The organism is Cystobacter fuscus (assembly GCF_002305875.1).
Lineage (GTDB): Bacteria > Myxococcota > Myxococcia > Myxococcales > Myxococcaceae > Cystobacter > Cystobacter fuscus_A.
The window spans coordinates 2,222,443-2,246,610 of the sequence record NZ_CP022098.1; the positions used below are offsets into that span (position 1 = coordinate 2,222,443).

General features: G+C 70.0%; 13 protein-coding genes. 4 read left to right on the plus strand and 9 right to left on the minus strand.

All coding sequences use genetic code 11. From position 1 onward, the window contains the following. Positions 1 to 7: 7 nt before the first annotated feature. From CYFUS_RS09310 to rlmN, 4 genes are all read right to left on the minus strand, one after another. A complete protein-coding gene (locus tag CYFUS_RS09310; protein ID WP_095984899.1) occupies positions 8 to 1,696 on the minus strand; it encodes a methyl-accepting chemotaxis protein in 1,689 nt (562 codons plus the stop codon). Positions 1,697 to 1,725: 29 nt separating this feature from the next. After that, on the minus strand, positions 1,726 to 3,405 hold the full coding sequence (locus CYFUS_RS09315) for a chemotaxis protein CheA (protein ID WP_332468346.1): 1,680 nt from the start codon (positions 3,403 to 3,405) through the stop codon (positions 1,726 to 1,728). Between the two features lie 68 nt (positions 3,406 to 3,473). Beyond that, a complete protein-coding gene (locus CYFUS_RS09320) occupies positions 3,474 to 4,832 on the minus strand; it encodes a sigma-54-dependent transcriptional regulator (RefSeq protein WP_095984900.1) in 1,359 nt (452 codons plus the stop codon). Positions 4,833 to 4,988: 156 nt separating this feature from the next. Next, a complete protein-coding gene (rlmN, locus tag CYFUS_RS09325; protein WP_095984901.1) occupies positions 4,989 to 6,080 on the minus strand; it encodes a 23S rRNA (adenine(2503)-C(2))-methyltransferase RlmN in 1,092 nt (363 codons plus the stop codon). 206 nt (positions 6,081 to 6,286) lie between these two features. On the opposite strand from rlmN, the gene CYFUS_RS09330 reads away from it, so the two are divergent. The 3 genes from CYFUS_RS09330 (at position 6,287) to CYFUS_RS09340 (ending at position 10,402) form a co-directional block, all read left to right on the plus strand. Then, the gene (locus tag CYFUS_RS09330; RefSeq protein WP_095984902.1) at positions 6,287 to 7,702 is read left to right on the plus strand and encodes an FAD/NAD(P)-binding protein; all 1,416 of its coding nucleotides are present in this window, start codon (positions 6,287 to 6,289) and stop codon (positions 7,700 to 7,702) included. A gap of 18 nt (positions 7,703 to 7,720) precedes the next feature. Beyond that, entirely contained in the window at positions 7,721 to 9,211 is a 1,491-nt protein-coding gene (locus CYFUS_RS09335; RefSeq protein ID WP_095984903.1) for a glutamate--cysteine ligase, read from the plus strand. A gap of 96 nt (positions 9,212 to 9,307) precedes the next feature. After that, on the plus strand, positions 9,308 to 10,402 hold the full coding sequence (locus tag CYFUS_RS09340) for a diguanylate cyclase domain-containing protein (protein WP_157758351.1): 1,095 nt from the start codon (positions 9,308 to 9,310) through the stop codon (positions 10,400 to 10,402). A 79-nt stretch (positions 10,403 to 10,481) separates the two neighbouring features. Here CYFUS_RS09340 and CYFUS_RS09345 read toward each other — a convergent pair whose 3' ends face one another. Genes CYFUS_RS09345 through CYFUS_RS09355 form a run of 3 tightly spaced genes read right to left on the minus strand, consistent with a single transcriptional unit; the run spans position 10,482 to position 12,836 of the window. Beyond that, the gene (locus CYFUS_RS09345) at positions 10,482 to 11,090 is read right to left on the minus strand and encodes an RDD family protein (protein WP_095991897.1); all 609 of its coding nucleotides are present in this window, start codon (positions 11,088 to 11,090) and stop codon (positions 10,482 to 10,484) included. Positions 11,091 to 11,134: 44 nt separating this feature from the next. Further along, the gene (locus CYFUS_RS09350; RefSeq protein WP_095984905.1) at positions 11,135 to 11,881 is read right to left on the minus strand and encodes a LytR/AlgR family response regulator transcription factor; all 747 of its coding nucleotides are present in this window, start codon (positions 11,879 to 11,881) and stop codon (positions 11,135 to 11,137) included. Positions 11,882 to 11,903: 22 nt separating this feature from the next. Next, positions 11,904 to 12,836: a TraB/GumN family protein gene (locus CYFUS_RS09355; protein ID WP_157758352.1), complete on the minus strand. Its 933-nt coding sequence runs from the start codon at positions 12,834 to 12,836 to the stop codon at positions 11,904 to 11,906. Positions 12,837 to 12,984: 148 nt separating this feature from the next. Between CYFUS_RS09355 and CYFUS_RS09360 the strand changes: the two genes are divergently transcribed. Continuing rightward, positions 12,985 to 13,317, plus strand: a complete 333-nt coding sequence (locus CYFUS_RS09360; protein WP_095984907.1) for a DUF6881 domain-containing protein — start codon at positions 12,985 to 12,987, stop codon at positions 13,315 to 13,317. On the opposite strand, the gene CYFUS_RS09365 is transcribed toward CYFUS_RS09360, so the two are convergent. Together CYFUS_RS09365 and CYFUS_RS09370 are read right to left on the minus strand one after the other, a co-directional pair. Next, on the minus strand, positions 13,283 to 18,604 hold the full coding sequence (locus CYFUS_RS09365; RefSeq protein ID WP_095984908.1) for a trifunctional serine/threonine-protein kinase/ATP-binding protein/sensor histidine kinase: 5,322 nt from the start codon (positions 18,602 to 18,604) through the stop codon (positions 13,283 to 13,285). The two genes, CYFUS_RS09360 and CYFUS_RS09365, sit on opposite strands and share 35 nt — an antisense overlap. 212 nt (positions 18,605 to 18,816) lie before the next feature. Further along, positions 18,817 to 24,138: a trifunctional serine/threonine-protein kinase/ATP-binding protein/sensor histidine kinase gene (locus CYFUS_RS09370; protein ID WP_095984909.1), complete on the minus strand. Its 5,322-nt coding sequence runs from the start codon at positions 24,136 to 24,138 to the stop codon at positions 18,817 to 18,819. Positions 24,139 to 24,168 lie beyond the last annotated feature (30 nt).

A 24,168-nucleotide genomic window follows, 5' to 3' on the forward strand; every position in this document is an offset into this window, starting at 1 on the left:
CTCATCATCACACCTGGAAGCGCTTGAAGTCCCGATCCTCGTCGGGATGGGAAGCATGGGCGGGGGCTCGGGGGGCTGGCTTGGACGCTCCGGCGCCGAGCCCGCTCGAGGCGGCCTTCAACCCGGCGGAGGGAGAGTGCACCTGCGGGCGGAGGGCGGCCGGGGGACGCGTGCCGCGCTCGGAGCCCTCGGCGAGGTGGAAGAAGGACACGAGCTGTTGCAGCGCCTCCGCCTGGGCGGACAGCTCCTCGGCGGTGGAGGCGAGCTCCTCGGAGGCCGAGGCGTTGCGCTGCGTCACCTGGTCCACGTGCAGCATGGCCTTGTTCATCTGGGTGACACCGGTGGCCTGTTCGGCCGAGGCGGCCACCACCTCCTGCACCAGGTCCGACGTCTTGCGGATGGAGGGCACCAGCTCCGAGAGCAACTGCCCCGAGCGCGACGCCACCTTCACGCTGCTGGATGCGAGCCCGCCGATCTCCCGTGCCGCCGTCTGGCTGCGCTCGGCCAGCTTGCGCACCTCGGTGGCCACCACCGCGAAGCCCTTGCCGTGGGCTCCCGCGCGCGCCGCCTCGATGGCCGCGTTGAGCGCCAGCAGGTTGGTCTGGTAGGCGATCTCCTCGATGATGGTGATCTTCTCCGCGATGGAGCCCATCGCCTCCACGGTCTCCTTCACCGCCTTGCCGCTCTCCTCCGCGTCCCGGGCGCCCTGGAGGGCCATCTGCTCCATCTGCCGGCTGTGGTCCCGGTTCTGGGTGATGGTGGACGTCATCTGCTCCAGGCTCGCGGTCGTCTCCTCCACGCTGGTGGCCTGCTCGTTGGTGCCATGCGACAGGCTCTGCGAGGAGGAGGACACCTGGGCCGACGCGGAGGCGAGCGTGCTGGCGCCCTCGCGCACCTCGCTGATGACCTGGGAGAGCTTGAGCACCATGCGCTGCATGGCCGCGAGCAGCCGGCCCGTCTCGTCCTGGGTCTCCGCGGTGACCCGCACGCCCAGGTCGCCATCGGCGATGCGATCCGCCACCCGCAGGGCCTCGGTGAGCGGTTGGGCGATGATCCGCGCGATGAGGATGCTGAGCAGTACGCCGACGAGCAGGCTGAACCCCACGACGCAGAGGACCCACCACCGGGCGACGGCGTAGATGACGTCCGAGTCATCCGAAGCCTTGCGCGAGGACTTCTGGATGGCCGTCACCAGCTCCCCCAGCTTGTCGTTGGCGTCCTCGTAGAGCTGTTGCGCGCGGCTCTGTTCGATGCCCTGGAGCTGCTCCAGGGTCGGGCTGGTGCGAGACTGTGCGATGACGCGCTCGTGTTCCTCGAGGAAGTTCGCCCAGAGCCGGGTGAACTCCTGGTACATGCGCCGCTCGTCCTCGGTGGAGATGAGCGCCTCGTAGCCCTTGAGGTTGTTCTCGATGGACTCCAGCTCGCGCTGCATGCCCCGCTCGTGTTCGGCCTTCTTCGCGGCATCGATCGTCAGCACGTGCTTCATCTCGAGGATGACGAAGTCCGAGGTGTCGGTGTTCACGGCCGATACGAAGTTGAGGCTGGGCATCCAGACGTCGGTCACCAGGTCCGTCGCGTCATTCATCTTGCCCAACTGGTGGATGGCGAAGACACCCAGCACGACGTTGAGCGCGCTCAGGCCGAGGAAGGAAAGGAGCAGCTTGGTGGAGATCTTCAGGTTGTAGAACCAGGTCATGGGGGGAGGGTGCTTCGGGTAGTGAAGACTCAGGCGACGGCGGCGGGAGGAGCCGCCTGGAGCACCTGGTGAAGGAGGGCGGGGACGTCGAGGATGAGGGCGACCCTGCCGTCCCCGAGCAGGGTGGAGCCCGAGAGTCCGGGCAGTCCCTGGCAGAACCTGCCCAGGGGTTTGATGACCGTCTGGCCCTGGCCGAGCAGGGTGTCCACGGCGAGGCCCGCGAGGCCGCGCTCGTGGCCGATGACGACGAGGTTCTCCCGGGCGGGCGTGCTGCCTCCCAGGCCGAAGTGCTCGCGCAGGCGCAGGTAGGGCAGCGCCGAGCCGCGCAGGCTGAAGACGCCGGTGCGGCCCGGGCGGCTCTCCGCGGAGGGCAACTCCACGCACTCCAGCACGTTCTGCAGGGGAATGACGTACGTCTCGGCCCCCACCGCGACGTTGAAGCCCTCGATGATGGAGAGGGTGAGCGGCAGGCGGAGGCTGAAGGTGGTGCCCTGGCCCGGGGTGCTGTCCACGGACACGGTGCCCCGGAGGGCCTCCACGTTGCGCTTCACCACGTCCATGCCCACGCCGCGGCCGGACAGCTCGGTGATGCGCTCGGCGGTGGAGAAGCCGGGGGCGAGGATGAGCCGCAGCAGCGCGCCGTCGTCCGGCGTTTCCTCCGCCCCCAGCATGCCCAGGGCCCGGGCACGCGCGGCGATGCGCTCGCGGTCCAGGCCCGCGCCGTCGTCCACCACCTGGATGAGGAGCGTGCCCGCGTCGTGGACGGCCCTCAGGCTCAGGGTGCCGGTGGGCTCCTTGCCGCGCGCCTGGCGCACCTCGGGGGTCTCCATCCCGTGGTCCATGGCGTTGCGCACCAGGTGGGTGAGCGGATCCCGGATGAGCTCGGCGATCGTCGTGTCCACCTCCACGTCCTCGCCGCTCAGCTCGCAGCGCACCTGCTTGCCCATGGCGAGGCCCAGGTCACGCACCGTGCGGACGAAGGGCTGGAAGGTGCGCCCGATGGGCACCATCCGCACCTTCATCACCAGCTCCTGCAGGTCCAGGTAGAGCCGGTCCCCGTCGCGGTGGGCCTCCAGCAGTTGTTGGGGCGTGTAGCGGTGTGCCTGCCCGAGCATCTCCGCGAGCCGCCCGCGCGCGATGGCGATCTCCCCGGTGAGATCCAACATCCGGTCCAGTCGTCCCAGCCCCACGCGCAGGGTGTGCTCCCGGTGCGCGGAGGGCTCGGCCGGAGACGCGGGCCGCTCTGGTGCCGCCGCGCGCGTCTGGGCGGGCTGGGAGGCCTTGAGCGTGCTCTCCAAGAGCCGCCGCACCTCCTGGGCCGGCAGCCGCTGGGCGGACTCGCTCGCGGGCTCGAGGCCCACCTGTTCGCGCAGCACGTCCACGGCCTGCAACATCAGCGAGCCCAGCCCGGCGTGCAGGACGACGGCCCGGGCCTCCAACAGCGTGAGCAGATCCTCCAGCAGGTGGGCCAGCTCCACCGCCGCGGTGAGGCCCACCGAGCCCGCTCCGCCCTTGAAGGTGTGCAGCGTGCACAGCAGGGAGGCGAGCGGTTGGGGGCCGGACGTGCGTTCGAGCGCTAACAGGCCCTGTTCCAGCGTGGCGAGTTGCTCTTCGGCCTCGGCGAGGAAGAGGGCGTGGATCTTCTCCAGCTCGGGAGTCATGGAGGCCAAAGGCAACAGCAATCCGCGCGCCAGGATGACTCTGTTCACAATCGTTCGAATTTACTCGTTCCCGGTGGCGGACCCAGGCTCGACTTCCAAGATTTTGAGTCTGGATTCTAGACTCTGGCCGAGAGGCCCAGGCTCTTGAGCTTCTGATACAGGGAGCTACGGGGGATGCCGAGCCGCTGGGCGGCGCGGCCGACATGGCCTCCCTCGGCGGCGAGGACCCGGGAGATGTGGCGGCGCTCGACTTCCCGCAGGGTGAGCGAGAGTTCCGACTCGGGCACGGGCGTGGTGGGCGCGCCGGGGAGCATCGCCGCGAGGGCGGTGTTGAAGTCCATGTCCTCCGTTCGCAGCATGGAGTGGGGAGCGAGGAGGGCGGCGCGCTCGAGCACGTTGCGCAGCTCGCGCAGGTTGCCGGGCCAGGTGTAGCCGCGCAGGGAGGCCTCGGCCTCACCCGTCAGCCCGAGCCCGGGACGCCCCAATTCCAGCGAGAGCCGCTCGAGCATGTCCCGGGCGATGATGGGGATGTCCTCGGGGCGCTCGCGCAGCGCGGGAAGGCGCAGGGGCAGGGTGCTGATGCGGAAGTAGAGATCGCCCCGGAAGCGCCCGGCCCGCACGCGCTCGACGAGGTTCTGGTGGGTGGCGGCGATGAGCCGGATGTCCACCGTGCGCTCCTCCACCTCGCCCAGGCGCCGGAAGCGCCGCTCCTCGAGCACCTTGAGCAGCTTGGGTTGGACGAGCGGATCCATGTCGCCCACCTCGTCGAGGAACAGGGAGCCCTTGTGGGCGACCTCGAGCAGGCCCAGCTTGCGCTGGATGGCGCTGGTGAAGGCGCCGCGCTCGTGGCCGAAGAGCTCCGTCTCCAGGAGCTGCGGCGCCAGGCCCGCGCAGTTGAGCTGCACCAGGGGCGCGCTGGCCCGGGGCCCGTGCAGGTGGATCCACGAGGCGAGCATGCCCTTGCCCGTCCCGGTTTCTCCCAGCAGCAGCAGGGCGCGGTCGCTGTCGAGCACCCGGCGGACGGTGGCTTCCAACTGGCGGATGAGTGGGCTGACGCCCAGGAATGGATCCGGCCCGTCGGCCGTGTCCGGGAGAAGAGGGGCACGGGTGCGTTGCGCCTCCAGCGCGTGCTCCAACAGGCGCAGCAGGGCGGGCGGTTCCACCGGCTTGGGCACGAACTGCTCCGCCCCGAGCTTGATGGCCTGGACGGCGCCGTCGATGGAAGGGGTGGTGGCGAGCACCAGCAGGGGGACGGAGGGATGGCTGGCGCGCCACTCGGGGAGCAACTCGGACAGGTGCCCCCCCGGCAGGTGCTCCTCGAGCAACACCACGTCCGGCCGGGCGCGGCGCAGCAGCTCACGTGCCTCGTGGGCGTTGCGCGCCTCCAGTGCCTCCCACCCCCGCGGCTCGATGAACCGGCGGAGGGTCGAGCGGAGTTCCAGGTCCGCGTCGGCGATCAGACACCTACCCGTCATGGTGGTTCATCACTCACCTTCCCTGGGGGAACGCTAGGATGACACCCCGACGTTCGACCATCGCGAAGGCCCTTCAGGTCGCCGCTGTCCGTGATGTAGCCATCCGGGGTGATCCGGGCATCCCGAGGCACTCCCGGCCCTCGCGTGGGGCCCGTCTCATGAGGCGTGGGGCTGGCGCGCGGGGCGTGGGCGCTCCACGGCGGCCTTGAGCTGGCCACAGCCCGCGTCGATGTCGATGCCGCGGCGCTGGCGCACGGTGCTCGGCAGGCCGTAGCCCGCGAGGATGTCCTGGAAGGCGCGCACGGAGTCCGGACCGCTGGGCTGCTCGGCGTAGCCCACCGTGGGGTTGAGGGGGATGAGGTTGACGTGCGCGTCCATGCCCTCGAGCAGCGTGCCCAGCGCATGGGCCTGCTCGGGCGTGTCGTTGCGCCCGGAGATGAGGGCCCACTCATAGAAGATGCGGCGCTTGCGCTTGTGCGTGTAGTAGCGGCAGGCGTCCATCAGCTCGGCGAGCGACCACTTGCGCGCCGCGGGCACCAGCGCGCCCCGCTCCGCGTCCGTGGCGCCATGCAGGCTCACGGCGAGCTGCACCGGCCGGTCCTCGTCCGCGAGCCGGCGGATGCCGGGCACCACGCCCACGGTGCTCAGGGTGATGAAGCGCGGTCCGAGCGCCAGCCCCAGCGCGTCCACCAGGATGTCCACCGCGGCGAGAGTGCCCTCGTAGTTGTGCAGGGGCTCGCCCATGCCCATGAGCACCACGTTGCGCAGGGTCTCGTTCGTCTCGCGCAGCAGCCGCGTGACGTGCAGCACCTGGCCGATGATCTCCCCGGGCGACAGGTGGCGCACGAAGCCCATCTGCCCGGTGGCGCAGAACACGCACCCCATGGCGCAGCCCGCCTGCGTACTCAGGCACACCGTGGCCCGGCCCTTGAAGCGCATGAGCACCGTCTCCACCGTCTGCCCATCGCGCAGCCGCAGGAGCAGCTTCCGGGTGTAGCCGTCCGAGCTGAACACCTCGTGGTGGGTGGTGGGCCGCTCCAGGAGCGTGCGCTCGCGCAGCGTCGCCACCAGCTCCGGCTTCAGCCCGGTGAGGGCGTCGAAGGACTCCACCTGTTGCCGGTAGAGCGCCGTCCAGAGCAGGTCCCGGTAGTGGGCGCTGTAGCCCCAGTGGCCCAGCAGCTCGCCCAGGGCGGCGCGGGGCAGGTCGTACAGATTGACCAGGGGGAGGGCGGCGGGGGAGGCATCCATCGTCGGACGGATAACACACCCCGGCCCCGGACGAAGGGGGTGCGGAAACAGACGAGCGAGCGGGCGCCGTTCCTTCGGTCCGGGCCCTGTGTCCGCCGGGGATGGAACCGGGCACCGGAGCGCCTTTTGTTGGGGAGCGGAAGCCTGCCCTGGCGCGGATGCCCCGGGGGGATGTGGGACCTGCCGTGGGGACTTAAATTTCCACGGTGATAATCGAGCGGCGGTGGGACGTCCTGGTGGTGGGGGGCGGTGCGAGTGGGACGTTGCTGGTGACCCAGCTCCTACGAAACGCACCCGGCCCGTTGAGGGTGGCGCTGGTGGAACGGGAGGCCCGGACGGGACCGGGGCTGGCCTATTCCACCCCTCATTCGAGTCATCTGCTCAATGTCCCGGTGGGGCGGATGAGCGCCTTTCCGGATGACCCCGAGCACTTCCTGCGCTGGATGCGCCGGGTCGAACCCGGCACGGCCCCGGGCGACTTCGTTGCCCGCCAGCGCTATGGCCAATACCTCGAGGCCCTCCTCCGGGAGAGCCGGCGCGCCGCGGCGCCGGGTGTCGTGCTGGAGCTGATCCGGGGCGAGGTCTCGGCGCTCTCCGAGGAGGATGGCGTCGTCCGGGTGGCGCTCGCCCAGGGCCCGTCGCTCGAGGCGCGCGCGGTGGTACTGGCCCTGGGCAATGCCCCGCCCGCCGACCTGCCCGTGGACGGGGGCGGCCTCTTCGAGAGCGCCCACTACGTGCGCTCGCCCTGGGCCCCGAGGGCCCTGGAGCACATCGAGCCCCACCATTCGGTGTTGCTCGTGGGCACGGGCCTGACGATGGTGGACACGGTGCTCTCGCTGGCCGAGCGCAACCACGAGGGCCGCATCCACGCCCTGTCCCGGCATGGCCTGCTGCCCCAGGTCCACCGTCCCAATGTCCAGCCGCGCCCGCCGCCGCGCTTCTCCGAGCCGCGCAGCGTGCGCGCGCTCTTCCACGCCCTGCGCCGCGAAATCGAGGGTCTGCCCGAGGGGAGCGACTGGCGGTGCGTGGTGGATGGGCTGCGGCCGGTGACGTCCTCGCTCTGGCGAGGCCTGCCCGTGCCGGCCCAGCGCCGCTTCCTGCGTCACCTGAGGACCCTGTGGGACGTGCACCGTCACCGCATGGCCTCCTCGGTGGCGGACACCCTCGCGCAACTGCGGCGCGCCGGCGTGCTGCACGTCCACGCGGGGCGCTTGCGCGGCTTCCAGATGTTGGACGGGGGCTGGGTGGAGGCCCGCGCGCGGCCTCGCGGGGTGGTGTTCGAGGCCACCTTCCGCGTCCAGCACGTCATCAACTGCACCGGCCCCGACTGCTCCTTCCGGGGCCAGCCCCTGCTGCGCTCGCTGCTGGAGTCCGGACTCGCCCGGCGCGATGCCCTGGGGCTCGGGCTCTCCACGGACGAGGGGGGCGCGCTGCTCGACGGCCAGGGCCGGGCCTCCGCGCTGCTCTTCACCCTCGGGCCCCTGCGCCGGGGCGAGCTGTGGGAGAGCATGGCGGTGCCGGAGATTCGCGACCAGGCCGCCGCGCTGGCCCGGCGGCTGTGGCGCGAGCTCGCCGCGCGCCCGGATGCGTTCGCTTCCCGTGATGTCCATCCCTTGTCGTGAGGAGACCGCTTCTTCCCCATGGGCCTGCAAATCGACTGCGAGAAGTTCGAGACCCAGGAATACGAGTCCTTTGGCGAGCGGCTCACCGAGAGCCTCGAGGTGCTGCGCGCCCTGCTGGCACGGCCCGGCTTCGGCGAGGGCCCGCCGTCGCTCGGCGCCGAGCTGGAGATGTTCCTCGTGGACGTCCACGGCCGGCCGCTTCCGGTGAACCGGCAGGTGCTGGGCCAGACGGCGGACCCACGGGTGACGGTGGAGCTCAACCGCTTCAACATCGAGTGCAACCTGCGGCCGGGGCCCCTGGCGGGACGTCCCTTCTCGGCGATGCGCGCGGAGTTCGAGAGCGCGCTGGCGGAGGTGGCGCGCGCGGCGGCCACGCAGGGCGCGCGCGTGGCGGTGATGGGCATCCTCCCCACGCTGCGCGAGGCGGACCTGCGGCCGGGCTCGCTCACGGCGATGCCGCGCTACCGCGCCATGTCCAGCTCCATCCGCCGCAGCCGGGGCGAGGCGCCCTTCCGCGTGGTCATCCAGGGGGAGGATCCGCTCTCCCTGGAGTGGGACGACGTGACGCTCGAGGGGGCCAACACCTCGTTGCAGTACCACTTGAGGGTGCTCCCGGCGGACTTCGCTCGCCTGTACAACGCGTGCCAGCTCGCCACGGCGCCGGTGCTGGCGGTGAGCGGCAACTCGCCCTTCCTCCTGGGCCGGCGGCTGTGGGACGAGACGCGCGTGGCGCTCTTCCGCCAGGCGGTGGATGACCGGGGCGAGGGCGCTCACGAGGAGGCCCCCCGGCCCGGGCGCGTCAGCTTCGGCCACGGCTGGGTGCGCGAGGGCGCGTGGGAGCTGTTCGCCGAGTCGGTGGCGCTGCATCCGCCGCTGCTCCCGGTGTTGGCGCCAGCGTCTCCCCGGGAGCACCTGACCGGGGATGGCCTGCCTCGGCTCGAGGAGTTGCGCCTGCACCAGGGCACGGTGTGGAACTGGAACCGCGCCATCTACGATCCCGCCGACGGGGGCCACCTGCGCATCGAGATGCGCGCGCTGCCCGCGGGCCCCACGGTGGAGGACATGCTGGCCAACGGGGCGCTGCTGCTGGGCCTCACGCTGGGGCTGGGCGGCGAGGTGGAGCGGCTCCTGCCCTCCATGCCCTTCGCCTACGCCCAGGACAACTTCCTGCGCGCCGCGCGCCACGGCCTGGACGCGGTGCTCCTGTGGCCCGAGCGTCCCGGCCGCGCCCCCCGGGCCCATCCCGCACCGGAGCTGGTGCGACGGCTGCTGCCCGTGGCGCGCGAGGGACTGGTGGGCGCGGGCGTGGACCCCGACGAGGTGGACGCCCTCCTGGGCATCATCCAGGCCCGGGTGAGCGCCGGGTGTACGGGCGCACGTTGGCAACGGAAGATGTTGGCCTGCCTGGAAGCACACATGCCCCGACCCGACGCCTTGGGGGCCCTGTTGGAGCGTTATTTGACCCACGCGGCGTCCGGCAGGCCGGTCCACGAGTGGCCGGGAGCGTGAAAAGCGGGGGGAGGCGCTTCCGCGCTTGCGACGAGGGCCTGACCTTTGCGACGCTCCAACCCTCTTGCATGCCCCTCGTTTCGTTGGTCTGCCCTGGTGAGTGAGCCTGTTGCCGCGAAGGTCCTCGTCGTCGAGGACAATCGAACCATGCTGGCCCTGATGCAGTACTACCTGAGCAAGGACTTCACGGTCTTCCTCGCCAGGTCCGCTGAAGAAGCACTCGAAGTGCTTCAGCGGGAGCAACTGCACGCGGTCGTATCGGATCAAAACCTTGGGGACGGCTTGATGGGAGTGGATCTCCTCAAGCGGGTCTCCGAGCTCCAACCCCATGCCGCGCGCATCCTGGTGACGGCATCCCAGAAGCTGGAGGACGCCCAGAAGGCCATCAACGAAGCGCGGGTGAATCACTTCCTCACCAAGCCCTTCACCGAGCAGGAACTGAAGAACACCGTGGGCCAGGCGGTGCACAACGCCGCGCTGGTGGCCATCCGCGACAAGATGGTGCAGGAGCTCAAGGAGCAGCTCGGGCTGCGTCCGGCCAAGCCGGCGGCGGGGCGTTCGCCCCCCTCGAGCACCCGCATCAAGACGGTGGAGCCGCGCGCGCCGGATGCCAAGGGCGGCGGCAACCAGCCGCTCATCCCGGAGAGCGAGCGGCTCGCCTTCCGCGATGGCCTCACGGGGCTCTACAACCACCGCTACTTCCAGGAGGCGCTGAGCGCGGGCCTGTTGAGCGCGCGGCGCCGCGAGCAGAAGTTGATGCTGGTGCTCGTCGACATCGACGGCTTCCGGCGCTTCAACCTCTCGCGCGGCTACGCCGAGGGCGACAAGCTGCTGCGCCGCGTGGCCCAGTTGGTGACGGAGCTGATGGAGGATCCCGTCACCCACGCGCGCAGCGACAACTCCTCGGAGATCGCCGCCCGCTACGACTGGGACGTGTTCGGCGTGGTGCTGTGCAACGCGGACGTGGAGCGGGCACGCACCTATGCGGAGAAGCTGCGCAAGGCGGTGGAGGAGTTCGACTTCCCGGAGGGCACGGGGAGCGGGCAGGGCGAGGTGACGGTGAGTGCCGCCATCTCCGTCTTCCCGGATCCGGCCCGCTCCGAGCAGGATCTCATCTCCTTCGCGGAGAAGGCCCTGCGCGCCTCCAAGCTGGTGGGCCCCAACCGGGTGGTCATCGCCAACCAGGGCTGAGGGCCGCTCCGCCCGGTCGTCGACACGGCCGGGGGGAGCGCGGTGGTCGCCCGGGGAGGGCGGGCCCGGTCGGCTCCGCTCAGGCGTCGGTGTTGTTCACGACGATGACCTGGGTGTCCGCGATGTGGTCGTGAAGGCAGCGGCGCTGCTCGGTGAAGATGCAGAGCGTGTCGATGAGGTTGAAGAGGTTCCAGGTGAACATGCCGATGATCACTGGCACCACGTTGCGCAGGAAGATGAGCCGGGCGAGGTCCACGGGGGTGCCGTCGGTGCGCACCACCTTGATGCCCATCGTGCGCTTGCCCAGGCTCTGTCCCACGCTGGCGAGCAGATAGAACTGGTAGCCCACGACGCCCAGGGAGCCCAGCGCGCCCAACCCGAGCGAGATCATGCCGGTGCCGGAGCCGTTCGACAGCAGGATGCCGAGGAGCATGCACACGAAGATCGGCGCGATCAGGGCAATCTGGTCCACGACGACCGCGGCGAAGCGGGCACGGCGTCCGGCGAGGGGAGGCTGGATGCGCGGCAGGCACTCCGTGCAGTAGTCCTGTCGGTCATACGCGACCCGGAAGCACTGCTCACAGGCGTAGTTGCCGCACCGGTTGCACAAGGTGGCGGCGCGCTGATCGGCATGTTGGGCACAGAAGGCGCCGGAGCGTTGGGGTGCGGAGATCTCGGGCTCGGACATGGGCCCCATCATGTTCGCAGCGCGGCGGTCCTCCACTCAAGGGCTCACGCCCCGGGCTCCTCCTCGCCGCCGCGCCGCAAGCCGAGCCGCCGGCGCAGCTCGCGGGCGGACTGGCGGCTCACCTCCACCGTATGACCGCGGGCCGTGCGCGCCAGGTAGCCCCCCGTCTCCAGGGGCTCCAGGCGCGTGACCTGGGCGAGGTTGAGCAGGGCGCGGCGGTGCACCCGGTAGAAGCCCTCGGTGGGCAGCCGGTCCACCAGCTCCTGCAGGCTGAAGTCGGTGAGGTATTCGCCCTGGGCGGTGAAGACGGTGACGAGCTCGTCCTCGAGCGTGGCGTGGGAGATGGTCTCCGGCGCCACCAGGACGATGCCCTGGCGGGTGGGGATGGGCAGCCGGTCCAGACGGACGGGCTCCTGGGGGGGCGGTGAGAAGCGGGCGCGCGCCCGGTCCAGGGCCTTCTGCAGCCGCGAGGCCTCCACGGGCTTGAGCACGTAGTCCACGGCGCCGTGCTCGAAGGCCTCCACGGCGTGGTCGGGGTGGGCGGTGATGAGGATGACCTGGGGGCCGCCCTCGGGAAGCAGGGCGAGCGCGTCCAGGCCACTGAGTCCGGGCATGTGGATGTCGAGCAGCACCACGTCCACGCCCCCGGCGCGCACCGTGTCGAGCACGGCCTGCGCGTCGGAGACCTCGCCGCACACGGTGGTGCCGGGCAGGGCCGCCAGCAGGCGCGCGAGGCGCTTGCGCGCGACCAGCTCGTCATCCGCGATGAGGATACGCAGGGGAGGGCTCACGGACGCGCAGTGTAGGCCACGCTCAGGGCTCGCGGGGAAGCTGGCGTACCTGGAAGCCCGCGCGCTCGAGCAGGGCGAGCAGCCCCTCCGGCCCCACCAGGTGCCCGGCGCCCACCACCACGAAGTGCGTCTCCGGCGCGTCGAGCATCCCGGCCAGCTTGTCGGCCATCCTCCGGTTGCGGACGTAGAAGAGGGCCTCGTAGAAGGGCTGGTAGGCGGGATCCTTCGCCTGCGTGAAGAGCAGGTCCGCGAGGGCGTCGGGATTGCCCCCCTGCCAGGCGGTGGTCATCCGCGCCATGTTGACCGACGTCAGGGGCGACTGCTCGAGCAGCTCGCGCAGCATGAGTTCCTGCACCGGGTCCGGGAGGCTCGCGAGCGTGCTCATCTGCCCTTCCATCGTCTCCAGCTCCACGATGCGCTTGGTGTCACGGGCCTTGGTCAGCAGCAGCCGATCGATTCCCCCCGCTTCCGAGTAGCCCGCCCGTTGCAGCTCCAGCACGGAGAGGGTGAGGTAGAGCAACCAGGGCCGCATGCGCTGGACGGCCGCGGGAGGGAGCCCCACCTGCTCGAGGCGCTCGGGCAGGCGCTTGCGGGTCTCCTCGCTCAGGTGCGCATCGAGTCCATCCGGAGGGGCATAGAGGCCCAGGCGCAGCACCAGCTTCTGGGTCTCCTGCGCGTTGGCGGCGGCCTTGTCGGGGTCCAACTCCACCACCAGCGCCTGGGAGCGCGCGAGCGCGGCCTCCAGGGAGGGCGGGAAGGTGAACTGGCCCGGAAGGCCCAGGTGGATGGAGCCGGTGAGGTAGAGGGGTTTGTCCGGAGCGCCCGGCCGCGTCACCTCCCAGAGGAAGGCGGGGGGCTGGGCCACGGCGGCGGTGGCGGGGGCTTGCGCGGAGGGGGTGGCGCAAGCGGTGGCGAGCAGGGCGACGAGGAACAGCGGGAGTCGGAGGAGACGCATGAGTGGGCGCGAGACTGCCATGCCCCGCCGGGAGGGGTGGAGTGTGCTCCCGTCGGGCGGGGGACGCTTCACGTCGTTATCGGGCTTGCCTCCACGGAAATTCGTGTTTTGCTAGGTGCACGGACATTCTCCAACCAGGGAGGCCCCGATGAAGTACCTCGCGGTGCGGTGGGTTCATTCGGATCCGGAGTATCCGGTCCTGCGTCTTGGCGAGTACGACGGTGGGGGGTGGGAGCAGCGGAAGATCGATGTCTACCGGGATGGCCGGGTGGGCTTCGCGGACGCGCACGAGGAGCGGGACGCGGAGCTGGCCCTGGTGCCGATGCCGGGCCTGGAGGAGATCGCCGCCGAGACGGAGTCGGCGCCCGTGGAAATCACCCGGGCGGAGTTCGAGCGGCTCTGGGAGCAGCGCCGGGCGGGAGGCGCCTATTGGAAGGCCGCGCTGCTCACGACGACGCGCGGAGACTCGCTTCGGGGGTGAGCGGAAGCTCCAGCGTGGCCACGGCGCCCCGGCCGAGGCCCGCGCTCTCCAGGGTGAGGCGGCCCTTGAGCAGCTGCGCCGCCAGGGCGCTCGAGTGCAACCCGAAGCCATGGCCGTCCTTGCGCGTGGTGAAGCCGTGGGTGAACAGGCTGCCCGTCAGCTCCGGCGCGATGCCCACCCCATCATCCGCCACCTGGATGAGCGCCACGTTCTCCCGCGTCTTCAGCTTCACCCAGAGGTTGCGCCGGCCCTCGGGCACTCCGTCCAGCGCCTGCTTCGCGTTGCTCAGCAGGTTGATGAGGATCTGCAGCACCTTGTGCTTGTCCACGTTCACCGGGGGCACCCGCGACAGCTCCCGATGGACGGTGACGCCGTGACGCCGCAGGGACTCCAGCTGGATGCGCAGCGCGTCGTCGATGAGCTGGGACAGCTCGCACTCCTCCGTCATCAGCGAGTGGCGCGCATACGCCTGCTGCACCTGGACGATGGCGCGGATGTGCTCGATGTGCCGGTTCATCGTCGCCATGTCCTCCATCAGGCGCGTCTGCTCGCGCATCATCTCGTCGCCGAGCGCCACCAGGTAGTCCGGCAACTGGCCGCCCCGTGGATCCTTCGTCAGGAAGTCCGCCAGGGCCTCCCGGTGCTCCAGCAGCAGGGCTCCGGTCTGCTTCACCCGGCTCACGCGCAGGGTGCCCGCGGTCTTGCTCATCATCTCCAGGTTGACGACGGCACTGGTGAGCACGTTGCCCACGTTGTGCAGCACGTTGGCGGCCACCTCCGCCATGCCCACCTCGCGCGCGGTGTCCACCAGACGCGCCTGGGCTCGCGTGAGTTCGTGGGTGCGCTCCTCCACCCGCCGTTCCAGCTCGTCGTTGGCCTGGCGCAGCTCCGTCCGGGCGCGCTGCACGTCCGCGTACAGGCGCGCGTTCTCGATGGAGATGGCCGCCTGCGAGGCGAGGTGTCCCAGCAGCGCCAGGCGTGCCGGGCTGAAGGCGTTGGTGGCCAGATCGTTCTCCAGGTACAGGGCTCCGGAGAAGCGCTCCTGCCTCATCAGGGGCAGGCACAACACCGAGCGGGCTCCGCCGCGCGCCAGGTACGCATCGGCGGAGAACGCATGGGGCTGGGCGGCATCCGCGATGAGTACGTGTTCACGCGTGCGCTGGACATAGTTCAGGAGCGTCCACGGCAGCTCGTGGTGCTGTCCCTCGCCCAGGGCCACCAGGGCGCCCTCCGGCGCGGTCTGGAAGAGGGCCGCCACCGCGAGCGTGTTCTCCCCAGGCAGCAGCAGGGCTCCCTTCTGGGCGCCGGCGTTCTCCATCGCCGCCCGCATCAGCGCCGTCACCAGGCGCTCCTGCTCGATCTCACCGGAGATGGCCTGCTGCGCCTTGACCACCGTGAGCGCGTCGATGCGGGTGGAGTCCGTGCTGCTGGTGGTGGACGTGTCCTGGGAGGATGGGGTGGACGCGAGGTCTGGCCATTGGGACTCCAGGTGCTGGACCTTCGCCTCCGCTCCCCACCGCTGGTAGGCCGCCCGGGCTTCTCGCGCGAAGGCCAGGGCGACGATGGGCGCCTCGCGCGTGCGCCAGAACTTCGCCGCGAGCTCACTGGCCTGCCCCACGTACTGGGTGGCCCCGTTCTCCCGCGCCACGCGGATGGCCTGCTCGTAGGCCCGCGTCGCCTCCTCCGTGCGTCCCAGGAGCCGGGCCCGCTCCGCGAAGACGAGTTGCTCGAGCGCGCGGAAGTTCTCGGGGCAATTCTCCGCCCATTCCGCGAGCTGCTGGTGGTGCTGCTCGATGGCCTCGAGCCACTCCCGCCGCTGCTCGGGCGAGGCCTGCTCGAAGCACGCGGCGAGGGTCAGGGCGCGGTAGAAGTGGCCCTCGCGGGCATTGAGGTTGCCAGGGGTGGCCCACAACAACCCGGCCACCTTGTCCGCCGCATCACGGGCCTCCTCGTAGGCGCCGCACATGAAGCGCGACTGCATCTTGAGGACCCAGTAGTTGTACTGCGTGCCCGTTCGCGAGGGCTTGAGGAGCCGCGCTTCGTGGGCCCGTTCATCGAAGCCCTCTCCGCTCATCGTGCAGAACGACAGGGAGTGGCCGCGCAGTTGCTGCACGTACCGCTGCGTCACGAGGAGCAACTCCTGGGGATCCACGAAGCCCGTCTGGCGCAGGTACTCGCCGCGCACGAGCGACTCCTGGTAGACCTCGTCCAGGGAGTGCCCCATGGCCAGGCGGTTGGCGACGAGATAGAGGCTGCAATAGCAGGCGGGCGCGATGCCTCCCACTTGGAGCGCATGCCGCAGGCCGTTGAGGAGGATTTCCTGCGCTCGGGGGAGGGGTTGGACCCAGCAGCTGCTGAACTGCATGCTGAGCAGCACGTCACCCCGGTAGGTGGACAGGTTGTACCGCTCGACGAAGCCGAGGGCGAGCCGTGCGAAGGCAAAGCCTTCCCGGTAGCGCTTGAAGAACGAGCCGGTGATGACGCCAAACCAGGCATACCCGGACACGGCGTTGTCCACGAAGCCGTGGCGCAGGGTGAGGGAGACAATCCGGCTCAGGATGATGATGAGCAGGTGGGGGTCGGTGGAGTAGGCGCCGGGGAAGAGCTTGAAGAGGGCGGTGACGGCCATCTTCATGTCCGGGTCGGTCATGAGGGGCAGCTCGGAGAGGCTGTCGATGGGACGCTGCCCCAACAGGGTCCACACCTCCGCATGGGCGGCCACCGCCTCTTCCCGGGTGGGGTGCGGCGACACCGGCATGCCCAGCAGCCCCAGGCACTCCAGCATGCAATTCATTCCCTCCAGGAAACGACCCGTGGCGAAGTGGATGTCCTGTTTCAGGACGTAGACGGCCACGGTGGCCGCGCGGGTGCGTGCCTGGGGGCGGAGTTGCTCGGCGAGATGTTGTGCCGCGGAGGGGGAGCCGGTCATGAGCTCCGTGCGCGCCTGGGACAGTCTCACCTGGAAGGTGAGGGCGTGGTCCGTCTCCCAGGGGTCCCCGGGAATGAGCGCGAAGGCCGTCGAGAAGCAGGTGAGGGCGGGGCGCAGCGCGAGCGCGGCCTGGGCCTTCCCGCCCGCCTCGGCGTTGAGGCGCGCGAGCTGGTGGCGCTCGGTGGGGTCCTCCATGAGCGCCATCCCGGCGTTGAGCTGGCTCACCACCTCGAAGAGTGACTCGCGCACCTGTTCCGGGGACAGGTTCTGGAGCATCAACCGGCCGATGCGCAGGTGCGTCTCCTGGAGCTCCGCCTCGGAGCTGAGCGAATGGGCCGCCTGCTGGATGCGGTCGTGCAGGAAGCGGTACGTCTCCGTACCGACGCGCCCCAACAGACCTTCGCGCAGCGCGGGCTCGAGGCCCTGCTCCACCTCCTCCACCGAGGACAGCCCCGAGAGGGTGCCCAGCAGCTGGAGCGAGAAGACGGTGCCCGCGCACGCGGCCAGCCGCAGCAGGTGCTGGGTGTCCGGAGGGAACTGGCGCAGCTTGCCCACCATGAAGTCGACGACATTGTCCGAGTAGTCCCGGGCGCGGACGCCCTCGGCATCCCACTGCCAGCCGCCCTCGGGCAGGCGCACGAGCAGGCCCTCTTGATGGAGCGTCACCAGCAATCGCAGCAGGAAGAAGGGATTGCCTCCCGTCTTCTCGTGCACCAGCCCCGCCAGGGGGGCGATCACCTCCTGGCGCGCTCCCGGCAGCGTGTCGCCCACCAACTCCTTCACCTGCTCCACGCTCAGCGGCTCCAGCCGGATGTTCGTGACGCGCGTGCCCGCCTCGCGCGCCTTCTCCAGCATCGTCATCAGTGGGTGGGTGGGGCTCACCTCGTTGTCCCGATAGGCGCCGAGCCACAACACCGGGGGTCTCTCCGGATGGGTCTGCATCTGCTCGAGTAGCTGCAGACTGGAGGGATCCGCCCACTGCAGGTCATCCAGGAACACCACCGCCGGGTGCTCCTTCGTGGAGAACACCGACACGAACTGGCGGACCACCCGGAAGAAGCGCTGCTGCGCCTCGCTGGAGGACAACTCCTGGAGCGCGGGTTGCCGGCCCACGAGGACTTCCAGTTGGGGCACCAGGTCCACGAGTACCTGGCCCTGGCCGTCCCAGGCTCGATTCACCTGCTCGCGCCACCGGGCGAGTTCCTCCTCGCTCCCGGCAAGCAGTTGTTGCACCAGCTCGCGCAGGGTCTGGGCCAGGGTGATGTGGGGAATGTCCCGCTGGAACTGGTCGAACTTGCCGCTCAGGAACAACCCGCGCCGCCGCACCACCGGCTTGTACAACTCGTGCACCAGCGAGGACTTGCCGATGCCCGAGTAGCCACTGAGCAGCAGCAACTCCGGCTGGCCCGTGCGCGTCACGCGCTCGAAGCCCTCGAGCAGGGAGGCCACCTGCTCCTCTCGCCCATAGAGCCGTTGCGGCAGTTGGAAGCGCTGGGGCGTGTCCTGGGTTCCCAGCGGGAACACCTCGTGCTCGCCCTGGCCGAGTGCCTCGCGGCAGCGCTCCAGGTCGACATTCAAGCCCTCGGCGCTCTGGTAGCGCTCCTCGGCCACCTTGGCCAGCAGCTTCAGCACGAGCGCGGACAAGGCGGGCGGTATCTGGGGATTCAGCTCGTGGGGCGGCTTGGGTTTCTGTGCCAGGTGGGCGTGAAACCATTCGAGCGCGTCCCGGGCCTGGAAGGGCCTGCGCCCCGTGAGCAGCTCGTAGAAGGTGACGCCCAGCGAGTAGAAGTCCGTGCGGTAGTCCAGCGCGCGGTTCATCCGCCCGGTCTGCTCGGGAGACATGTACGCCAGCGTGCCCTCGATGAGATGCGCCGGCGCCGCGTCCAGGTGCTCCACCCGTTGGAGCGTCGCCAGGCCGAAGTCGAGGAGCCGAGCTTCTCCGGACGGCTCCAGGAGGATGTTGGAGGGCTTGATGTCCTTGTGGATGATGTCGCGGCGGTGGACCTCGGCGAGGGTGGAGACCAGCGAGAGGGCCAGGCTCAAGAACCGGGAGACCTCCATGGGCTGGCCCGAGGACTCGGACAGGGGCTCGCCCCGCCCCCGCTCCAGGAGCAGGACGGGCCGCTCGTGGATGCGCTCACAGGAATAGGCACTGGCCACTCCGCGCACGTCCTGGAGTCGCCGCAGGATGGCGAACTCCCGTCGGTAGCGCTCGTTCTCGCTGGCGCCGGGCGAGGGGGACATCGGCGTCTTGAGGATGACGGAGACGCCATCGGCCTCGCGCACCGCGTGGAACAGCACGTTCGAGCCCGTGGCCCGGAGGGTGCCAAGGACTCTGTAACCCGGGATGTCCAACATGAAGAAGTGTCCTCGTGGGCCAGCACTCCTGAGCGTATGCCGTTCCCCGCGGGACGCGGCGAGGAGAAGTGCTCCCACCGTCGGTGCTTCCCGGGTGCATGCCCGTCGTGGTACCGGGCACGGCTTGGAATGACGGGACCGCATGCGCGTATGCCGCGCGGGTGGACTGGCGGGACTGCTGGGCGGGCCCTTGGATTGGAAGGCCACGCTGCTCACGACGACGCGCGGGGACTCCCTTCGGAGGTGAGCGGAAGCTCCAGCGTGGCCACGGCGCCCTGGCCGAGGCCCGCGCTCTCCAGGGTGAGGCGGCCCTTGAGCAGCTGTGCCGCCAGGGCGCTCGAGTGCAGCCCGAAGCCATGGCCGTCCTTGCGCGTGGTGAAGCCGTGGGCGAACAGGCTGTCCATCAGCTCCGGCGCGATGCCCACCCCATCATCCGCCACCTGGATGCGCGCCACGTTGCCCTCGGCCGCCAACCTCACCCAGAGGTTGCGCTGGCCCTCGGGCACTCCGTCCAGCGCGTGTTTCGCGTTGCTCAGCAGGTTGATGAGGATTTGCAGCACCTTGTGCTTGTCCACCTTCACCCGGGGCACCCGCGACAGCTCCCGATGGACGGTGACGCCGTGACGCCGCAGGGACTCCAGCTGGATGCGCAGCGCGTCGTCGACGAGCTGGGACAGCTCGCACTCCTCCGTCATCAGCGAGTGGCGCGCATACGTCTGCTGCACCTGGACGATGGCGCGGATGTGCTCGACGTGCCGGTTCATCGTCGCCATGTCCTCCATCAGGCGCGTCTGCTCGCGCATCATCTCGTCGCCGAGCGCCACCAGGTAGTCCGGCAACTGGCCGCCCCGCGGATCCTTCGTCAGGAAGTCGGCCAATGCCTCCCGGTGCTCCAGCAGGAGGGTTCCGGTCTGCCTCACCCGGCCCACGCGCAGGGCGCCCGCGGTCCTGCTCATCATCTCCAGGTTGACGACGGCACTGGTGAGCACGTTGCCCACGTTGTGCAGCACGTTGGAGGCCACCTCCGCCATGCCCACCTCGCGCGCGGTGTCCACCAGGCGCGCCTGGGTCTGCTTGAGCTCGCGCGTGCGCTCCTCCACCCGCCGCTCCAGCTCGTCATTGGCCTGGCGCAGCTCCGTCCGGGCGCGCTGCACGTCCGCGTACAGGCGCGCGTTCTCGATGGAGATGGCCGCCTGCGAGGCGAGGTGTCCCAGCAGCGCCAGGCGTGCCGGGCTGAAGGCGTTGGTGGCCAGGTCGTTCTCCAGGTACAGGGCTCCGGAGAATTGCTCCCGCCTCATCAGGGGCAGGCACAACACCGAGCGCGCCTCGCCGCGCGCCAGGTACGCATCGGAGGAGAACGCATGGGGCTGGGCGGCATCCGCGATGAGCACGTGTTCGCTCGTGCGCCGGACATAGGCGAGGAGTGTCCACGGCAGCTCGTGGTGGCCTGCCTCGTCCGAGGCCACCAGGGTGCCCTCCGGTGAGAGCTGGAAGAGGGCCGCCACCGAGAGCGCGTCCCCGTCGGGCAGCAGCAGGGCGCCTCGCTGCGCGCCCGCGTTCTCCATCGCCGCCCGCATCAGTGCCGTCACCAGGCGCTCCTGCTCCATCTCACCGGAGATGGCCTGCTGCGCCTTGACCACCGTGAGCGCGTCGATGTGGGTGGAGTCCGTGCTGCTGGTGCTCAGCGAGTCCTGGGGGGACGGGGTGGACGTGAGCTCCGGCCACTGGGACTCCAGGTGGTGGACCTTGGCCCGGGCTCCCCACCGCTGGTAGGCCGCCCGGGCCTCGCGCGCGAAGGCGTGGGCGACGATGGGCGCCTCGCGCGTGCGCCAGAACTTCGCCGCGAGCTCACTGGCCAGCCCCACGTACTGGATGGCGCCGTTCTCCCGGGCCGAGCGGATGGCCTGCTCGTAGGCCCGTGTCGCGTCCTCCGAGCGCCCCAGGAGGCGGGCCCGCTCGGCGAAGACGAGCCGCTCGAGCGCGCGGAAGTTCTCGGGGCAATTCTCCGCCCATTCGGCGAGCTGCTGGTGGTGCTGACCGATGGCCTCGAGCCACTCCCGCTGCCGCTCGGGCGTGGCGCCCTCGAAGCACGCGGCGAGGGTCAGGGCGCGGTAGAAGTGGCCTTCGCGGGCATTGAGGGTGCCGAAGCAGGACCACAACAACCCGGCCGTCTTGTCCGCCGCTTCTCGGGCTTCCTCATAGGCGCCGCACATGAAGCGCGACTGCATCTTGTGGAGCCAGTAATGGCAGCGCGTGCCGCCGAGTCGCTCGGGCGTCATCCGCGCCTCGTAGGCCCGTTCGTCGAAGCCCTCCCCGCTCAGGGTGGAGAACGACAGGGAGTGGCCACGCAGCTGTTGCACGTAGCGCTGACTCACGAGGAGCGCCTCCTGGGGATCCACGAAGCCCGTCTGGCGCAGGAACTCGTCGCGCACGAGCGACTCCTGGTGGACCTCGTCCAGGGAGTGCCCCATGGCCAGGCGGTTGTTGACGAGATAGACGCTGCAATAGGTGGCGGGCGCGATGTCGCCCACTTGAAGCGCATGCCGCAGGCTGTTGAGGAGCAGTTCCTGCGCTCGGGCGAGGGGCTGGACCCAGTAGCTGCTGAACTGCATGCCGAGCAGCACATCTCCCCGGCGGGCGGACAGGTGGTAGCGCTCGACGAAGCCGAGGGCGAGCCGTGCGAAGGCAAAGCCTTCCCGGTAGCGCTTGAAGAACGAGCCGGTGATGACGCCGAACCAGGTGTACCCGGGCACGGCGGCGTCCACGACGCCGTGGCGCAGGGTGAGGGAGACAATCCGGCTCAGGATGATGATGAGCAGGTGGGGGTCGGAGGAGTAGGCGCCGGGGAAGAGCTTGAAGAGGGAGACGACGGCCATCTTCATGTCCGGGTCGGTCATGAGGGGCAACTCGAGGAGGCTGTCGATGGGCCGCTGCCCCAACAGGGCCCACGCCTCCTCATGGGCGGCCACCGCTTCCTCCCAGGTGGGGTGCCGCGGGACGGGCATGCCCAGCAGCTCCAGGCACTCCCGGAGGCAGCTCATGCCCTCCAGGAACGCACCCGTGGCGAAGTGGATGTCCTGGGTCAGCAGGTAGAGGGCCACGGTGTCCGCGCGGGTGCGTGTCCGGGGGCGCAGCTCCTCGAGTTGGCGCTGGGCTCCGGAGGGGGAGCCGCTCATGAGCTCCGTGCGTGCCTGGGCCAGCCGCACCTGGAAGGCCAGGGCGTGGTCCGTCTCCCAGGGGTCTCCGGGAATGAGCGCGAAGGCCGTCGAGAAGCAGGTGAGGGCGGGGCGCAGCGCGAGCGCGGCCTGGGCCTTCCCGCCCGCCTCGGCGTTGAGGCGCGCGAGCTGGTGGCGCTCGGTGGGGTCCTCCATGAGCGCCATCCCGGCGTTGAGCTGGCTCACCACCTCGAAGAGTGACTCGCGCACCTGTTCCGGGGACAGGTTCTGGAGCATCAACCGGCCGATGCGCAGGTGCGTCTCCTGGCGCTCCGCCTCGGAGCTGAGCGAATGGGCCGCCTGCTGGATGCGGTCGTGCAGGAAGCGGTACGTCTCTGTACCGACGCGCCCCAACAGACCTTCGCGCAGCGCGGGCTCGAGGCCCTGCTCCACCACCTCCACCGCGGACAGCCCCGAGAGGGTGCCCAGCAGCTGGAGCGAGAAGACGGTGCCCGAGCACGCCGCCAGCCGCAGCAGGTGCTGGGTGCCTGGGGGGAGCTGGCGCAGCTTGCCCACCATGAAGTCGACGACATTGTCCGAGTAGCCCCGAGCGCGCACCCCTTGGGCATCCCACCGCCAGCCTTCTTTCGGCAGACGCACGAGCAGACCCTCCTGATGGAGTGTCACCAGCAGTTGCCGCAGGAAGAAGGGGTTGCCTCCCGTCTTCTCGTGCACCAGCCCCGCCAGGGGGGCGATCACCTCCTGGCGCGCTCCCGGCAGCGTCTCGTCCACCAACTGCTCCACGTGCTCCACGTGCAGCGGCTCCAGCCGGATGTCCGTGAGGCGCGCCCCCGCCTCGCGCACCTTCTCCACTACCGCCATCAGCGGGTGCGTGGGGCTCACCTCGTTGTCCCGGTAGGCGCCGAGCCACAACACCGGGGGACCCTCCGGATGGGACAACATCTGCTCGAGCAGCCGCAGACTGGCGGGGTCCGCCCACTGCAGGTCATCCAGGAACACCACCGACGGGTGCTCCTTCGTGGAGAACACCGACACGAACTGGCGGACCACCCGGAAGAAGCGCTGCTGCGCTTCGCTGGAGGACAACTCCTGGAGCGCGGGTTGCCGGCCCACGAGCACTTCCAACTGGGGCACCAGGTCCACGAGCACCTGGCCCTGGCCGTCCCAGGCTCGATTCACCTGCTCGCGCCACCGGGCGAGTTCCTCCTCGCTCCCGGCGAGCAGTTGCCGCAGCAACTCGCGCAGGGTCTGGGCCAGGGTGACGTAGGGAATATCGCGCTGGAATTGGTCGAACTTGCCGTGCAGGAACAACGCGCGCCGCCGCACCACCGGTTTGTACAACTCGTGCACCAGCGAGGACTTGCCGATGCCCGAGTAGCCACGGAGCAGCAGCAACTCCGGCCGGCCCGTGCGCGTCACGCGCTCGAAGCCCTCGAGCAGGGAGGCCACCTGCTCCTCTCGCCCATAGAGCCGTTGCGGCAGTTGGAAGCGCTGGGGCGTGTCCTGGGTTCCCAGCGGGAACACCTCGTGCTCGCCCTGGCCGAGTGCCTCGCGGCAGCGCTCCAGGTCGACATTCAAGCCCTCGGCGCTCTGGTAGCGCTCCTCGGCCACCTTGGCCAGCAGCTTCATGACGAGCGCGGACAGGGGCGGCGGCACCTGGGGATTCAGCTCGTGGGGTGGCTTGGGTTTCTGGGCCAGGTGGGCGTGAAACCATTCGAGCGCGTCCCGGGCCTGGAAGGGCCTGCGCCCCGTGAGCAACTCGTAGAAGGTGACGCCCAGCGAGTAGAAGTCCGTGCGGTGGTCCACCGCGCGGTTCATTCGCCCGGTCTGCTCGGGGGACATGTAGGCCAGCGTGCCCTCGATGAGATGCGCCGGCGCCGCGTCCAGGTGCTCCACCCGTTGGAGCGTCGCCAGGCCGAAGTCGAGGAGCCGAGCTTCTCCGGACGGCTCCAGGAGGATGTTGGAGGGCTTGATGTCCTTGTGGATGATGTCGTGGCCATGGACCTCGGCCAGGGTGGAGACCAGCGAGAGGGCCAGACTCAAGAACCGGGAGACCTCCATCGGCTGACCCGTGGTCTCGGACAGGGTCTCGCCCTGTACTCGCTCCAGGAGCAGGACGGGCCGCTCGTGGATGCGCTCATGGGCGTAGGGCCTGGGCACCCCGCGCACGTCCCGCAGTCGCTGCAGGATGGCGAACTCCCGCCGGTAGCGCTCGTTCTCGCTGGCGCCGGGGGAGGGGGCCATCGGCGTCTTGAGGATGACGCGGACTCCATCGGCCTCGCGCACCGCGTGGAACAGCACGTTCGAGCCCGTGGCCCGGAGGGTGCCAAGGACTCTGTAACCCGGGATGTCCAACATGGAGAAGTGTCCTCGTGGGCCAGCTCCGCT